The organism is Roseburia amylophila, assembly GCF_025567465.1.
Classification (GTDB): Bacteria; Bacillota; Clostridia; order Lachnospirales; family Lachnospiraceae; genus Roseburia_C; species Roseburia_C amylophila.
In genome coordinates this window covers 1-16030 of sequence record NZ_JAOQKI010000013.1, presented here as the reverse complement: position 1 = coordinate 16030, position 16030 = coordinate 1, and the positions used below count along the sequence as shown (strand labels likewise).

18 protein-coding genes are annotated in these 16030 nt (G+C 41.6%); 3 read left to right on the top strand and 15 right to left on the bottom strand.

Going from position 1 to position 16030, the window contains the following annotated elements:
• Position 1: 1 nt before the first annotated feature.
• Genes rlmN through OCV43_RS09335 form a run of 7 tightly spaced genes read right to left on the bottom strand, consistent with a single transcriptional unit; the run spans position 2 to position 8190 of the window.
• Complete coding sequence (rlmN, locus tag OCV43_RS09365) at positions 2-1039, bottom strand: dual-specificity RNA methyltransferase RlmN (protein WP_022243174.1); 1038 nt, start codon at positions 1037-1039, stop codon at positions 2-4.
• Positions 1036-2346 carry a 16S rRNA (cytosine(967)-C(5))-methyltransferase RsmB gene (gene rsmB / locus OCV43_RS09360; protein WP_262623936.1) on the bottom strand — a complete coding sequence of 437 codons (1311 nt, stop codon included), beginning with the start codon at positions 2344-2346 and terminating at the stop codon, positions 1036-1038. The genes rlmN and rsmB overlap by 4 nt, the downstream gene beginning before the upstream one ends.
• Entirely contained in the window at positions 2339-3043 is a 705-nt protein-coding gene (locus OCV43_RS09355; protein ID WP_262623935.1) for a zinc metallopeptidase, read from the bottom strand. The genes rsmB and OCV43_RS09355 overlap by 8 nt, the downstream gene beginning before the upstream one ends.
• 15 nt (positions 3044-3058) lie before the next feature.
• Positions 3059-4000, bottom strand: coding sequence for a methionyl-tRNA formyltransferase (gene fmt, locus OCV43_RS09350; protein WP_262623934.1), 942 nt, complete (start codon positions 3998-4000; stop codon positions 3059-3061).
• A 2-nt stretch (positions 4001-4002) separates the two neighbouring features.
• A complete protein-coding gene (def, locus tag OCV43_RS09345) occupies positions 4003-4473 on the bottom strand; it encodes a peptide deformylase (RefSeq protein ID WP_117698487.1) in 471 nt (156 codons plus the stop codon).
• A 27-nt stretch (positions 4474-4500) separates the two neighbouring features.
• Positions 4501-6726, bottom strand: a complete 2226-nt coding sequence (gene priA / locus OCV43_RS09340) for a replication restart helicase PriA (protein ID WP_262623933.1) — start codon at positions 6724-6726, stop codon at positions 4501-4503.
• A gap of 9 nt (positions 6727-6735) precedes the next feature.
• Positions 6736-8190 carry a UDP-N-acetylmuramoyl-L-alanyl-D-glutamate--2,6-diaminopimelate ligase gene (locus OCV43_RS09335; RefSeq protein WP_022243180.1) on the bottom strand — a complete coding sequence of 485 codons (1455 nt, stop codon included), beginning with the start codon at positions 8188-8190 and terminating at the stop codon, positions 6736-6738.
• A gap of 474 nt (positions 8191-8664) precedes the next feature.
• Here OCV43_RS09335 and OCV43_RS09330 point away from each other — a divergent pair, with 474 nt between their 5' ends.
• Positions 8665-9063 carry a putative ABC transporter permease gene (locus tag OCV43_RS09330; protein WP_262623932.1) on the top strand — a complete coding sequence of 133 codons (399 nt, stop codon included), beginning with the start codon at positions 8665-8667 and terminating at the stop codon, positions 9061-9063.
• A gap of 86 nt (positions 9064-9149) precedes the next feature.
• Here the strand turns inward: OCV43_RS09330 and OCV43_RS09325 are convergent, their stop codons facing one another.
• Positions 9150-9566: a PH domain-containing protein gene (locus tag OCV43_RS09325; RefSeq protein ID WP_022243182.1), complete on the bottom strand. Its 417-nt coding sequence runs from the start codon at positions 9564-9566 to the stop codon at positions 9150-9152.
• A 179-nt stretch (positions 9567-9745) separates the two neighbouring features.
• Between OCV43_RS09325 and pyrB the strand changes: the two genes are divergently transcribed.
• Positions 9746-10660: an aspartate carbamoyltransferase gene (pyrB, locus tag OCV43_RS09320; RefSeq protein ID WP_022243183.1), complete on the top strand. Its 915-nt coding sequence runs from the start codon at positions 9746-9748 to the stop codon at positions 10658-10660.
• Between the two features lie 5 nt (positions 10661-10665).
• On the top strand, positions 10666-11106 hold the full coding sequence (locus OCV43_RS09315; RefSeq protein WP_117840865.1) for an aspartate carbamoyltransferase regulatory subunit: 441 nt from the start codon (positions 10666-10668) through the stop codon (positions 11104-11106).
• 107 nt (positions 11107-11213) lie between these two features.
• Here OCV43_RS09315 and OCV43_RS09310 read toward each other — a convergent pair whose 3' ends face one another.
• From OCV43_RS09310 to OCV43_RS09280, 7 genes are all read right to left on the bottom strand, one after another.
• Positions 11214-12146: a hypothetical protein gene (locus tag OCV43_RS09310; RefSeq protein ID WP_262623931.1), complete on the bottom strand. Its 933-nt coding sequence runs from the start codon at positions 12144-12146 to the stop codon at positions 11214-11216.
• 320 nt (positions 12147-12466) lie between these two features.
• Positions 12467-12694 carry a KH domain-containing protein gene (locus OCV43_RS09305; RefSeq protein ID WP_022243186.1) on the bottom strand — a complete coding sequence of 76 codons (228 nt, stop codon included), beginning with the start codon at positions 12692-12694 and terminating at the stop codon, positions 12467-12469.
• 12 nt (positions 12695-12706) lie between these two features.
• Entirely contained in the window at positions 12707-12952 is a 246-nt protein-coding gene (gene rpsP / locus OCV43_RS09300) for a 30S ribosomal protein S16 (RefSeq protein WP_022243187.1), read from the bottom strand.
• 49 nt (positions 12953-13001) lie between these two features.
• Positions 13002-14363 carry a signal recognition particle protein gene (gene ffh / locus OCV43_RS09295; RefSeq protein WP_262623930.1) on the bottom strand — a complete coding sequence of 454 codons (1362 nt, stop codon included), beginning with the start codon at positions 14361-14363 and terminating at the stop codon, positions 13002-13004.
• 1 nt (position 14364) lies between these two features.
• Positions 14365-14709 carry a YlxM family DNA-binding protein gene (gene ylxM / locus OCV43_RS09290; RefSeq protein ID WP_117946616.1) on the bottom strand — a complete coding sequence of 115 codons (345 nt, stop codon included), beginning with the start codon at positions 14707-14709 and terminating at the stop codon, positions 14365-14367.
• A 109-nt stretch (positions 14710-14818) separates the two neighbouring features.
• Complete coding sequence (locus OCV43_RS09285) at positions 14819-15499, bottom strand: DUF6198 family protein (protein WP_262623929.1); 681 nt, start codon at positions 15497-15499, stop codon at positions 14819-14821.
• A gap of 304 nt (positions 15500-15803) precedes the next feature.
• Positions 15804-16030, bottom strand: a 227-nt coding sequence (locus OCV43_RS09280) for a hypothetical protein (RefSeq protein WP_262623928.1), incomplete at its 5' end; no start/stop codon positions are given.

The following is a 16030-nucleotide window of genomic DNA, read 5'->3' as shown; positions in this document are numbered from 1 at the left end:
CCTACCTTTCTAAAAATTTCTTTCTTAACTGTCCACAGGCACCATCAATATCTCTGCCCATTTCCCTTCTAATAGTAACATTAATTCCGTTTTTTTCAAGTTTATTTTTAAATTTGAGGATTTCCTCATGGTCTGACTGCACATAATCCCGCTCTTTAATGGGATTTACCGGAATCAGATTAATGTGGCAGTTCATGCCGGAAACCAGCTTAACCAGCCGCTCTGCATCCTCATCCGTATCATTGACGCCGCCCACCAGACTGTACTCAAAAGTGATTCTTCGTCCTGTCTTGTCAAAATAATATCTGCAGGCATCTAAGACCTCGGAAAGCTCATAACTGTTGGCAACCGGCATCAGCTCTTTCCTCTTTTCCTGTGAGGATGCATGCAGGGAAAGTGCCAGTGTAATCTGAAGCTTCAAATCAGCGAGCTGCTTCATCCGTGGCACCAGTCCACAGGTAGATACCGTAAGATTTCTCTGGCTGATATGAAGTCCATGCTCGTCTGTCAGCAGTTCAATGAATTTTACAATATTATCATAATTATCCATAGGTTCTCCGCTTCCCATGACTACCACATTGGAAATACGTTCTCCGATGCTCTCCTGAATCCGGTATATCTGCTCTAAGATTTCCGATGGTGTCAGATTTCGCACCAATCCGTCCAGTGTTGATGCACAGAAACGGCAGCCCATACGGCAGCCCACCTGGGAAGAAACACATACGGAATTGCCATGCTTATATTTCATCAGCACACTTTCTATCATATTCCCATCTGCCAATGCAAATAAGTACTTTCTCGTTCCGTCAATCTTCGAAATCTGTACCAGTTCTTCTTCTAATACTATAAGGTCTGCTTTCTCTTTTAATGTCTCCCTTAAATTCTTCGAAAGATTTGTCATTTCATCAAAGGAGGTGACATGATGGATGTGCATCCATTCATATATCTGCTTTGCCCGGAATTTCTTCTCTCCCAGAGACAAAAGAAATTCTTCTAATTCTTTTAAATTCAAGGATTTTACATCAACTTTTTCTATCATACATTCTGTTTCCTTAATCTGGCAATGAAAAATCCGTCACTGCCTAATTCATCCGGCAGAATCTGTTCCATGCTTTCTACTTCAAATTCTTTATGATTTGCCGTAAACCATGCAACATTTTCTTCATTCTCTCCCGCATCAATGGTGCAGGTACTGTAAATCATTCTGCCACCCGGCTTCACATACTGATGAACCGTGGATAAAATCTCCCGCTGTAATGCGATCAGTGACTTGATCTCTTCCGGCTGCATCCGGTATTTGATGTCCGGTTTCTTCCGGAGCACACCCAGTCCGGAACATGGTAAATCGGCAATAACTACATCTGCTTTTCCGATACTGCCTTTATCTGATACACGGGCATCCCACTGCTCGGCTGTCATATTGGTCACCTGATGACGTCTGATATTCTCTTCTATCAAAGAGACTTTATACTCACTGACATCCCTGGTGATGACCCTTCCACTGCCGGAAAGCAGCTGTGCAATATGTATACTCTTTCCACCGGGTGCTCCGCACACATCAATGACAGTATCATTTGCTTTTACCTCTGCCGCCTCAGCCACCTTCATGGAGCTTAAATCCTGCACATAAAAAAGTCCTTCCGCAAATTCCGGAATGCTGCCAAGATAATCCACACCTCTTACATGCAATGCATAAGGAAGTTTTTCATCTATGTTCACTTCCATACCACGATTTTTTAAACGCTTCATCAATACTTCCGGTGTAATCTTCGTAAGATTACATCTTATGGTCAGTGGTTCTTCTTTCAAAAATGCTTCTGCTATCTTTTCAATCCGTTCCAGAGAATAATTTTTCTCCCAGAGCGTAATCATCCATTCCGGGATGGAACAGGTTACGGATAAATACTGTTTATAAGCTTTTTTCTTATCCGGGTATGCAATCTTATCAAGATTTCTTCCGATATTCCGAAGCACTCCATTGACAAATCCGGAAAGCTTTCCAAAGCCTTTTTTCTTTGCAAGCTTTACTGCTTCGTTGCAGGAAGCCGATACCGGAACACTGTCCATATATTTCATTTCATAGACGGCACTCCGGATAATACAACGGATTACCGGCTTCATTTTATTCACCTTCACACTGGAAAACTGATTGATAATATAATCAAGTTCCAGCATGCGCTCCAATGTGCCCTCGCTGACTCTGGTAATAAAGCTGCGCTCCTGTTTCTCAAGATACTGATATTTGGTCAGTACATCAGAAATCGCCACATGACTGTATATGCCATCCTTTGTTACCGCCAGCAAAATTGCAAGCACCAGTTCCCGGCTGTTCACCGAATCAGTCATCCCGTCGTCCTCCAAATAATAAAATCAGACGCAGTAACTGAAGAATCGCTGAAGCTGCTCCCGCTACATAAGTTAACGCTGCAGCTCCTAAAACTTTTCTCGTATAGCCCAGTTCCTGTTCTCCTAAGATTCCTGTCTCTCCAAGGATTCTTACTGCTCTTCTCGATGCATTAAATTCTACCGGAAGTGTTACAATCTGAAATAATACTGCCAGTGAAAAGCAGATGATTCCTGCTGTAATCAATGCCTGACCACTACGGCTGCTGATAAATAATCCAATCAGAATCAGCGGCCATGCCAGTGTAGAACCGATATTGGCTACCGGAACAATGGCACCACGAATGGTAAGCGGTGCATAATTCTTCTGATGCTGGATAGCATGTCCACACTCATGGGCTGCTACACCAACCGCTGCAACAGATGTCGAACCATAGACACTGTCTGAAAGACTTAAGGTCTTATTTCTCGGGTCATAATGGTCGGTAAGCTTTCCGGAAATATGGCGGATTTCCACATCATAAATGCCTGCTGCATTTAAGATTCTCTGTGCCGCCTGTGCACCTGTCATTCCGGACATACTGCGGTATTTTGAATATTTTTTAAACGTATTGTTTACATGGGCAGATGCCAGAAGGCAGATTACTGCACCAATAATTACTAAGAAATAAGTCGGGTCCCACCAATAATAATATGGCATATGAATTCCTCCTTTTTATTGCTGTTTTGTTCCAAGCACCGTTCCGTTTTCAATTGTAAATCCACGTAAGAAATCAGCAACCGGCATACGCTTTTTTCCTTCTAACTGCACTTCTTCCAGCGAAAGACGGTCAACGCCTGTCTGTATGACAAGGCTCTGTTTGTCTGCCTTTACCACTGTTCCCGGTGCAGCATCCGTATTGCCCGGATGTACCGTTGCCTTCCAGATTTTCAATGTCTTACCGGAAAGGTAAGTATAGGCACTCGGCCATGGATTCAGTCCACGAATCAGCCTCTCAATCTGCACTGCAGATAAAGACCAGTTAATCTTTCCCAATGACTTCTGAATCATTTTGGTATGCGTTGCAATCTCATTATCCTGTGGTGTATACACTGCTGTACCATCTTCAATGGATTTCATGGTTTCTACACATAATCGTGCCCCAGCATCCTGCAATTTATCAAAAAGGCTGCCACCGGTCTCCTGTGCATCCAGTTCCACAGCCACAGATGCTATCATATCTCCGGTATCCAGGCCTTCATCCATACGCATAATCGTTACGCCGGAAGCCTTCTCTCCATTGATTACTGCCCACTGGATTGGTGCAGCCCCACGGTATTTTGGAAGCAGGGATGCATGGACATTGATACAGCCATATTTTGGCATCTCTAAAATTTCTTTTGGAAGTATCTGTCCAAAGGCTGCTACCACAATGATGTCCGGCTGATATTTTGCCAGATATTCTATGCATTCTAGGCGACGTACCCGCTCCGGCTGATACACTTCAATTCCATAGGCGATTGCAGCTTCCTTTACCGGAGGATACTGCATGCTCTTTCCTCTTCCCTTGGGTTTATCCGGCTGTGTTACCGCAAGCACTACTTCATGGCCTGCTGCCACAATTGCCTCTAATGTACCCACCGCAAAATCCGGTGTTCCCATAAATATTACTTTCATTTCTAGCCCTCCTCATAGACTACGTCATGAAGCTCGCCCTCTACTTTTTCCATATACATATGTCCATCCAGATGGTCTAATTCATGACAGATTGCTCTTGCTAAAAGCTCTGTTCCCTCAATCTCATATTCATCACCATCTTCATTAAATGCACGGGCTTTTACATAATTTGGTCTTGTAACTGTTCCTGCCTTGCCCGGAAGACTTAAGCAGCCTTCATCTCCAGTCTGGGTTCCGGAAGTCTCGATAATCTCAGGATTAATCATAAGAATCGGGCCATCTCCGATATCAATAACTACCATTCTCTTTAAGATTCCAACCTGCGGTGCAGCAAGTCCCACACCATTGGCTTCATACATGGTTTCTAACATATCATCTGCCAGTTCTAAAATCTTTGGTGTTATCTCTTTAATTTCTTTACAGGTCTTTGTCAATACCGGATCTCCTACGGTCCGAATCTGTCTTAATGCCATTTTTGCTTCCTCCTTAAATTCCTTTCTCTAAAAGCCATTTACCGGGTCAAAATCAAATTGCACCGATATATTTTTTACTCCCTGTTTTTCTTCCATAAGCTGTTCTACTTTATCTTTTATCTGAATCAACACACCATAATCCGGGTGTTTGAAATAAAGTACTTTTTTATAAATGTCATTTACCTTGGCTACTGCTGCATCTGCTGGTCCAATCATCTGAAGCTTTTTATCAGCCTGCACTTTTTCCATGGTATCTGCAAGCTCTTTTGCACATGCATAGGCTTCTGCTTCTTCTTTTGATGCACAAAGCACAACCAGCATATGCCATACCGGCGGATAACGCATTGCCTGCCGGTAGAAAATTTCCTCTTCATAGAACTGGTTATAATCCTGATTCTTTGCACAGATGACGCTATAGTGCTCCGGATTATAAGTCTGGATAATGACCTCTCCCGGTTTCTCACCTCGTCCTGCCCTTCCGGCTGCCTGGGTCAGAAGCTGAAAGGTTCTCTCAGCGGCATGATAATCGGATACATAAAGAGATAAGTCTGCCGCCAGCACTCCTACTAATGTTACATTTGGAAAATCATGTCCTTTTACAATCATCTGGGTTCCAATCAGGATATCTGCTTCCTGATTGGCAAATGCGGAGAGGATTTTCTCATAGCTGTCTTTGCTTCTTGTGGTATCAAAATCCATCCGAAGAATCCTTGCCTTAGGAAATTCTTTTTTTACCAGTTCCTCAATTTTCTGGGTTCCGGCTTTAAAACCACTGATATATTTTGAACCACAGTTCGGACATATCTTAACATGATTTTGCTCATAACCACAATAGTGACATATCAGTTTTCCATTATTATGTGCATGCAATGACACATCACAGTGGGGACATTTCATTACATGACCACAGGCACGGCAGGATACAAAGCCTGCCATTCCCCTGCGGTTAATAAATAGCATAACCTGTTCTTTCCGCAATAACCGCTGCTCTATTTTTTTATGAAGGCTTCTGCTTAAAATCGAAAAGTTTCTTGCCTTTAATTCTTCTCTTAAGTCCACAATTTCACATTGCGGCAGTGGCTTTTCCTTCACCCGCTTATCCATGGAAAGGAGTAAATAATCACCCTTTTTCGCATGATAAAAGCTTTCTATGGAAGGGGTCGCCGAGCCTAAAATCACGGTGGCACCGGACATTCTCGCCCGCTCTATTGCGGTTTCCCTTGCATGATACCTTGGTATCGTCTCACTTTTATAAGTGCCCTCATGCTCTTCATCTATTATAATATACCCAAGATTTGAAAAAGGTGTGAACAAAGCAGAACGAGGGCCAATCATAACATCAATTTCACCTTTTTTTGCCCGTTCAAACTGGTCGGAACGCTCTCCCGGTGACAGTTTCGAATTCATAATGGAAACCCGGTCGCCAAACCTATGGTAAAACCGCATCACCGTCTGATAGGTCAGTGCAATCTCCGGAATTAATACGATGGACTGCTTTCCCCTGCCGGCAGCTTCTGCAATCAGCTCCATGTAGACTTCTGTCTTACCGCTTCCGGTCACTCCGTGAATGAGGCACGGCTTCTTTTCTGTTCTGGCATTTTCTATCACTGCATCCACCACTTTTTGCTGCATTGCATTTAAGGTCAGGGTATAGGCTCCCTTCTCCTGTGTACGGACAGGGTTACGGTAAGTCCGCACTTCTTCTACCGTTATAACGCCCTGCTGCATCATTGCTTTGATGACATCTGCCGTAATATGAAGCTTTTTGGTTATTACATCATAACTTAAGACAGTTTCTTCTAACAGTGCTTCTAACAGTCTTGCCCTAGCAGTTCTGTGCTTTCTTTTCAATTCTTCCAAAAGGCTTGCCGCCTCGTTAAAGGGAAGTACAAGACGCACCAGACGGCTCTTTTTTTCCTTTGCTTTCTCTTTAATCGGAATCACTGTCTTTAATGCCTGGTTCATGGTTCCGCCATAATTTTTACGCATCCATGCTGCCAAGGCAATAAACTGTGATTCGATTTGCATGGCATTGTTATCAACAGCTTTAATGTCCTTTAATTTTGCCGTGTCAAATTCTGCTTTATCTGTCAGTTCTATCACGTAGCCCTTTATCGTCCGGTTTCCAAAGGGAACAATGACCTGCATTCCTTCCGTTATCTCATCCTTTATTTCCGGTGGAATCCGATACTGAAAAGTTTTATCTAATTTTTCATGAGAAATATCAATTATGATATTGGCATATTTTGCCATAGATTCACCTCATATACTGTTCTCTATCATTTCCCGTTCGTTCATCGGATAAAAATGTCCTTCTATCTCCTGATACTCTTCATGACCTTTTCCTGCCACTACAATCAAATCGCCCTCCTGTGCCTGGGAAATAGCATAAGAAATGGCTTCTCTTCTATCCGGGATAATTTTATACTTTCCTTTCGTTCTCTTCATTCCCTGTTCGATGTCAGAAAGGATTGCCTCCGGCTTTTCATATCTTGGATTATCCGATGTCAATATCGTGACATCCGAAAGTCTTCCGGCTGTCTCACCCATCTGAAACCTCCGCAGCGGAGAACGGTTTCCACCGCAGCCAAACAATAATACCAGACGCTTGGGCTGATACTGCCGCAATGTCTTTATCAGGGATTCCAGACTTGCCGCATTATGGGCATAATCAATGACTACATCAAATTTATCTGAAATTCTTACTTCTTCAATTCTTCCTTTTACTGAAACATTTCTTAAGGTTTTCCTTATCGTCTCCGGGGAAATTCCAAGGAGATATGCTGCTTCCATGGCAGCAAGGGAATTATATACATTGGCAGTTCCGGGCATTTTTAATACGATTTCATCCTTTATCCACCCGGTTGTCTGATATGTGACATTTAATCCACGACTGCTTCTTTCATATACGATATGCTCCGCTTTTACATCGCAGGGTTGTTCGATTCCATAAGTATAAACCGGAGCCTCAAGATTCGCTGTCATAAAACCATGATATTTATCATCTGCATTGATACAAATCATCCGGCTACGCTCAAAAAGCCGTTTTTTACAGCAGGCATACTCCCGAAAACTCCGATGCTCCCCCGGTCCGATATGGTCCATGGACAGATTAGTATAAATTCCAATGGCAAAGGTGATTCCTTCCACCCGGTAATGCTTCAGTCCCTGGGAGGATACTTCCATCACACAACAACTGCATCCGGCATCCGCCATTTCCCGCAGTTCCTTCTGTAATACCAGGGCATCTGGTGTCGTATTGCTGCCTGGCTTTTTTAATCCATCGCTTCTTCGTATGCCAAGAGTTCCGATCAGTCCGCATTTTACCCCGGCTTCCTTTAACATCTGATACAGCATACAGGCCGTCGTGGTCTTTCCTTTTGTTCCGGTAATTCCTATCATCTGCATGGCTTCTGCCGGTGCACCATAATAATTTCTGGCTATCCATGCCATGGCTTCACTGGTATTGCGTACCCGGATGACTGTCACATCACCTTCCACCCAGACATGCTTTGATACTACACAAACTGCTGCTCCTTTACGAATTGCCTGAGCAAGATAATCATGCCCATCTTCCCTGCTTCCCGCAAGGCAGATAAACATGCTTCCTCTGACCACCTGTCTGGAATCATGGCAGATATGTGTCACCTTACAATCCATCGTTCCCCGTGTACAAATATATGTAACCTGCTTTAGTAAATCCTTAAGATATGCCATAGACGTATCCTTAAAAATACACTTTTATCATTATATGCTACCGGGTGGGTTTTTACAAGTTTTCCACTTTTTATTTATGAAAGATTTCATAATTTCTTACAGATATTTTATGAAATCACGAAACAGGGTAATGCTGCGAATGTATTTATTGTGTAATCGAAATAACCGGATGTTCACGAAATCCGAATGCAACATAATGACCTGTAAGAAGCACTAAGAATTCTGATATTGTTATGATTTGTTCCGGCAACCAGCGCAAATTCACATCCATGTTCATATGCGCTTCGCTGCCACATCCATGTGTCAGCGTTGCCTGTTTTTATACAGAATTCCAAGTGCTTCTAACAGTCCTTATCATGCATTCGTCCTTTCGTGAACACCCAGTTATTTCACACACAAAAATTACCAGTTGCATTCCATCCCTGTTTCATAATTTCATAGTATTTTTCTAAATTCAAAGGAGATACTTTTCTTATGATGAAGAATAATTTTATGATATGCGGACTCACGGGCTGGTGCATGGAAATTATCTTCACCTCCCTTGATTCTATCCGCAATAACAATTTTAAACTGACGGGGCATACTTCTATCTGGATGTTCCCGATTTATGGCATGGCGGCGGTTATTCCGCCGGTTTATAAGCACATTCATAAACTGCCTGCCATCTTCCGGGGTTCCATTTACTCTGCCGGTATCTTTGTCTGTGAGTATCTGACCGGAACCTTCTTAAAGAAAAAGGGCATCTGTCCATGGGATTACAGCAATGCCAAAACCAATATCAACGGTGTCATCCGCTTAGACTATGCGCCTCTCTGGATGATGGCAGGTCTCCTATTTGAACGTGTTACCACTGTTTCCCGGAGAAAATCTTAAATCCCCTTTCCTGCATAAAACAGCATCGCACGGAACTTCTTTATTAAGTCCGTGCGATGCCTGAATCCTGCAATGTCCTGTTACGCTTATGAGTCTAAATCATCAATATCTGCGCCAGCTCCAATATCTAACGTATTTAAAGTACGGCGTTTCATTCTTGCAATTTCGGATGCTTTTAAGATGTAATTTTTTACTTCCCTGGAATGTTTGATATGTGTCAGCCGAAGCTCCGGTGTGGTAACATCTCCGGTATAACAGATTACAGTTCCAAGTCCGAACATCCGCTCCAGCAAAGTTGCCGTTAATTTTACATCCTGTACCTTATACATATAGCAGTCATTTTCTTCAATTTTGAATAAGCCTGCATCTACAGTAATTACACTTGGTTTGATGTTATATTTGGTAAAGGTCCATGGCAGACCGAAAAAGAGTATTCTCTTGCGTTCTGTGTACTGGGCATCCTCATCAAAGTCCATCTGCATGTCATTTCTTTCCTCAATCATTTTTGCTCTCCTTCTCTTTGCATCACCTTATGATACCCTACTTTATCATATACTGAAAAATTTTTCAAATTTCAGAATATTGCGTCTTTATATTTTACCTTGAATTTTATATTTTATTATTATATGATAGTAAAAATGCCTAGATGACATTACTAAAAACATCATACAGGAGGAATCTTATGCGACACTTAATGAGTCCCCTCGATTTATCTGTAGAGGAGCTGGATCAACTGCTGGATTTAGCAGGTGATATTGAAAAAAATCCACAAAAATATGCACATGCCTGTGATGGCATGAAACTTGCGACCTGTTTCTATGAACCAAGTACCCGTACCCGTCTTAGTTTTGAAGCTGCCATGTTAAACCTTGGTGGTTCTGTTCTTGGTTTTGCCAGTGCAGACAGTTCATCCGCAGCAAAAGGCGAAAGTGTTTCCGATACTATCCGAATCATTTCCTGTTACGCAGATATATGTGCCATGCGTCATCCAAAGGAAGGGGCACCTCTCGTAGCTTCCCAGAAATCTTCTATTCCAGTAATCAACGCCGGTGATGGCGGTCATCAACATCCAACCCAGACATTAACTGATTTATTAACCATTCGTTCTTTAAAAGGAAAATTAGACAATATGACAATCGGTTTATGCGGTGATTTAAAATTCGGCCGGACTGTTCACTCTCTGATTAATGCACTGATTCGTTATCCCGGAATCCGCTTCGTTCTTATTTCTCCGGAAGAACTTAAAATTCCGGACTATATCCGCGAAGACGTTCTGGTAAAAAATAATATTCCGTTTGAAGAAGTAACAAGACTGGATGATGCAATGCCAAAACTTGATATTCTTTATATGACAAGAGTGCAGAAGGAACGTTTCTTCAATGAAGAAGATTATGTCCGTCTGAAAAACTATTACATATTAGACAAGGAAAAAATGAAACTTGCCAAGGACGATATGTATGTTCTTCATCCACTTCCTCGTGTCAATGAAATATCCGTAGAAGTAGATGATGACCCAAGAGCTGCTTATTTCCGTCAGGCACAGTACGGTGTCTATGTGCGAATGGCTCTGATTCTTACACTATTAAAATGGAGGTAATCAATATGTTAAATATCAGTGGAATTCATGAAGGTTTCGTTCTCGACCATATCAAAGCCGGTATGAGCCTTTCTATCTATCATAATTTAAAGCTGGACAAGTTAGACTGTACCGTTGCTATTATCAAAAATGCCAAAAGCAATAAAATGGGAAAAAAGGACATCATCAAAGTAGAATGCCCGATTGATGCCTTAGACTTAGATATTTTAGGTTTTATCGACCACAATATTACCGTAAATATTATCAAAGGCGATAAAATCGTTGAGAAAAAAGAACTGCACCTTCCAAAGCAGGTAAAAAATGTAATCCGTTGCAAGAACCCACGCTGCATCACTTCCATCGAACAGGAATTAGACCAGATTTTCCTGCTCACAGATGAAAATGAAGAAACCTATCGCTGCAAATATTGCGAAGAAATGTATACCGACTACGGTTTTCGCGCATAAGTAAAATTGTTAAAAAGTGCACAGGAACGAATTCCTGTGCACTTTTTATGAAACTATATAACTGCTTTTCTTTATTTCCCCTAGAAAAAACTTACAGTTTTATCTTTTTATCCTGACAATTGTCCACAGATTTTCTCTACATCATAGTCTGGTGCCATATCTCTTGCCAGTTCATATATATTTTGAATTTTTTCCGGAGTTTCTTCTAGCATATCCGCAATTTCTTCTACAGATTTTCCTTTTTTCATTTTCTTTATTACAAGTGAAACTAAACTCTGCTCTATTCCATGCTCGACTCCTGCCTCAAATTCTGCTTTCCTTAATTTCTTTTCCTCTTCCTCTTTGTCATATTCAAATATACTCATAGCAATTACCTCCGCCTGATTTTTCCTAAGGAAATCTGCCAGAATATTTTCATGGATGCATTCTGCAACTGCTTTTTGTACAGCAGCATCTACTGGCATCTGTTCCGTAAAAACACGCACTTTTGCGACATAAATGGAATATTCCCTCAATATCTGGCACTGGGACATTAACTCCGTGTTGTGCCCCACATTCACATTAAATGTGGTAACAACAAGCTCCAAAGATGGATTGTCTGTTGCATGATAAAACGCATCTGACAGCCGTCTGGTACAACAATCCTCTATCGGCATGCTTCCGTTATAAAATACAATAAAATGGGGATTGGGAATTTTCTGTAATGCAGAAGAATATAGGGATTTCTTATCTACAAGCCTCTGGTATTCTGCTGCAATATAAAATAAATCCCGAAGCGGAATGTTCGGATTTATTGTGGATTGATGTTCATATAGATAAAGATTCATATCCAGAATAAAAGCCAGGTCATTCTTCATTCCCATATAAATAGCATTTTCTAAAGTTACAATTTCCAGTGCATCTGCATCCGTATAATTACTGCCATTAACCGCATTATAAAGTGACAGCAAAGCTTCCTTTTCCGAAAATAGCATGCGAAAAATAGTGTCCTTGAATTTACGGTTTGCTACCGGTGTGTTTTCAGTTGTTTCTCTTGTCATAGGCAAGTTCTCCTTGTATGTGGCAGGAGAACCATTGCTACAAAATCCACTGCTGTACCTCTCCTGCTTTTTTGATTAATTAGTGAATAAAAGCATAGATAGATACAGAAATGTCATGTTCAAAATGAAACAAGATTTGAATAATAGAATTTGCTATTTCGATTGTATTAATGTATGCTTTTTTGTATTTTAACATATGTCGCACAATGGGACAAGATGGAAAAGTGCACAGGAACGAATTCCTGTGCATAATTATTAGCATATAGATAAAAAGGAAGCAACAGATTACTCTGCTGCTTCCTTTTATGTCATCGATATTATTACATAATATCAACGATTACTTTTTTGTTTTCTTTTGAGGCTGCTGCTTTCACAACAGAACGGATTGCCTTTGCAATGCGTCCCTGTTTTCCGATTACCTTACCCATGTCGGACTGAGCTACGCGCAGTTCCAATACGATGGCTTTCTCGTTCTCTGTCTCTGTGACATTGACCTCATCCGGGTAATCTACAAGTGATTTTGCAATTACTTCTACTAATTCCTTCATAGGTACACCTCACTATTTTACGATACCGGTTGCTTTGAAGATACGGTTTACGGTTTCTGTTGGCTGTGCGCCGTTTGCTAACCATTTCTTAGCCAGTTCTTCATTTACATGGTACTCACTAGGATCCTTAGTTGGGTCATAAGTTCCAATCTCTTCGATGCATTTTCCATCTCTTGGGGAACGGGAATCTGCAACTACGATTCTATAGAAAGGAGCCTTTTTCTGTCCTAATCTTCTTAATCTAATCTTTACTGCCATTACTGTTTCACCTCCTTGAATTATGCTATCCTAAGCAAATGCTTATATGTTAAAAAGGAAACTTGAATTTTCCCATTTTACCACCGCGTCCACGTCCACCCATAAGTCCGGGCATCTGTTTCATCATTTTCTTCGCCTGTTCAAACTGCTTTACCAGACGGTTTACTTCACTAATATCTACGCCTGCACCTTTTGCAATCCGGTGCTTACGGCTCGGATTCAAAAGTGAAGGATTACTTCTTTCCTTCTTTGTCATGGAATAGATGATGGCTGTTGTACGTGCCATATTTTTCTCAGCTTCACCTTCATCAATATCCGGCATCTTTCCGCCGCCCAGTCCTGGCAGCATTCCAAGAATATTACCAAGACCGCCCATTTTCTTCATCTGTTCCATGGAAAGCAGATAATCATCAAAGGTAAAGTCTGCTTTCTTCAGACGCTGCTGCATGTCTTTGGCTTTCTCTTCATCTATATCAATCTCACTCTGTGCTTTTTCAATCAATGTAAGCACATCGCCCATGCCAAGAATTCTGCTTGCCATACGGTCCGGATAGAACTGTTCCAAATCGGAAAGTTTCTCACCCATACCAACATAAAGAATCGGCTTTCCGGTTACCGCACGGATGGATAATGCTGCTCCACCCCGGGTATCACCGTCTAACTTCGTCAATACGACTCCGTCAATTCCAATCTTCTCGTCGAACGTTCCTGCCACATTTACGGCATCCTGTCCGGTCATGGCATCTACAACCAAAATGGTCTGTGCCACATCGACATTTTCTTTTATCTCAATCAACTCATCCATCATATCTTCATCTACATGAAGACGTCCGGCGGTATCTAAGATTACAACCTGATTGCCATTCTTTGCTGCATGCTCAACTGCCGCTTTTGCAATATTTACCGGCTTATTCTTATCGCCCATGGAGAATACTTCAACTTCCTGCTTCTCTCCATTGATTTTCAACTGCTCAATAGCAGCCGGACGATACACATCACAGGCTGCCAGCAGTGGTTTCTTGCCCTTCTGCTTTAACTTACCTGCAATCTTGGCGGTTGTGGTGGTTTTACCAGCTCCCTGAAGACCTACCATCATAATAACGGTAATCTGCTGTCCCGGGCGAAGTGCTATCTCCGTTGTCTCGGAACCCATGAGCTTAACCATCTCTTCATTTACAATTTTAATTACCATCTGTCCAGGATTCAGTCCGTTCATTACATCGGAACCGATTGCACGCTCCTGCACCGCTTTGGTAAACTGTTTTACTACCTTAAAGTTAACATCTGCTTCAAGCAGAGCCATCTTTACTTCTTTCAGTGCTGCCTTCACATCATCTTCCGTAAGCCTTCCCTTACTGCGAAGATTCTTAAATACATTTTGAAGTTTCTGTGAAAGACTGTCAAATGCCATATTACAGCTCCTCCAATATTTCTCCCGAAATTCTCTCTATTTCATCAATTACTGTATCCTTGCGTCCTGCCCGGAAGCTTTCCGCTAATTTGTTAATCTCTTCTACCTTCTGCTTCGTCTCTAAGAATTTCTTCACCAGATGAAGCTTCTCTTCATAGCCTTCCAGCATCTTATTACACCGCTTAATCAGGTCATGTACACCCTGGCGGCTGATGCCCTCGCAGGAAGCTATCTCGCCTAAAGATAAATCATTGAACACGAAATCTTCGTAGATTCTTCTCTGATGTTCATTGAGCAGCTCTCCATAAAAATCATATAAATAAGCCTGTTCTACTTTTTCTTCCATGCTCTCACTCCTTGCGACCTTAGCTATCATACTATAAAGCAGGCAGGGTGTCAAGTATTTTTTCTTGACACCCTGCTTTTTCTTTTTATAACCAATATTATTTTATATGTTATAAAGCAATGTTCCGTTTCTTTTCCATTGTTTCTAATATAGAAGTAAAGGTAACTTTCTTATCCATCCAGTTTCCAACAATAGCGATTCCTTTTCCCATGGTAAATGCTGCCGCAATGGTTCCGATACCCAGTCCCATGATTTTTCCCAGGCAAAAATATGTCATACCGGCAGTTACCAAAAGACAAATTACATCGAATCCGATTTTGATTCTGGCATACGGTACTTTCGTAATATCTGCCACTTCTCTCGGGAATAAATCCGTTGGAATAATTGGAAGTTTGCATCGATTGGATAATGCAATTCCAATGCAGATAATCAGATAACTCAGTGCAAAATAAAGTATCCGAAGCGGAATATTAAGCGGAAGTCTTGTAATCCAGAGCTCATGCACATCCATCATTTCGCCAAATGCAAATCCTACCACAAAGCTGAATAAGTAGGAAGGCACAAATTTCTTTCTCATAATCATCAAAGAAAGAACTAATAAGCCCTGAAATATGTATGTCCACGTTCCTAATGTCAGTTTTGGAAACACCTGATGAAATGCATATGGTACGCTGGATATTGCCGAAATTCCCGAACCGGACTGCAACATCAATAATACACCAAGACTGTTTATTATTACTGCAATGATAAGTGCTGCTTCTCCCCGTAGCACCATTTTCTTCTGTTCCATTCTATTACACGCTCTTTTCTTTCTTTTTTCCGAATATTTGTTATACGCTCCTTTTTTCGATTCGTCAAGAAATTTTGGAGTTGCAAAGTCTGCCACTGTAGTTTCCTGCAGATATTTAACCATAAACTATCTGGGCAATTCATTACGCATCAAGACCACGTAAGGGCTGAAAGGGGTACTAAGAATTTCCACTACATGCTTTTCTTCCTGCAACCGGTGCATATTCGCATCCATGCTCAGATGCACCTCGCAGGCACATCCCTGTGCCTGCGTTGCTAAATATATCAGGAAATTCCAAGTCCCCCTAACACCCCTTACCAGGCTTGTCAACGAATGATTTGCCCTGATAGTTTGCGGTATATTCGAATCTGCATTTCAAATTACACCTAAAGAACCTGTCACCAGCAGCTTCTTGCGGATGCTTTGTAACAACAAAAAAGGGGCTGTAAAATAAGTCCCTAATTAAGAAACGCCAACTCCGGCAAATGTCGGTTTTGGCGTTTCTTTGTATGAATTTTTCTATTTTTGATC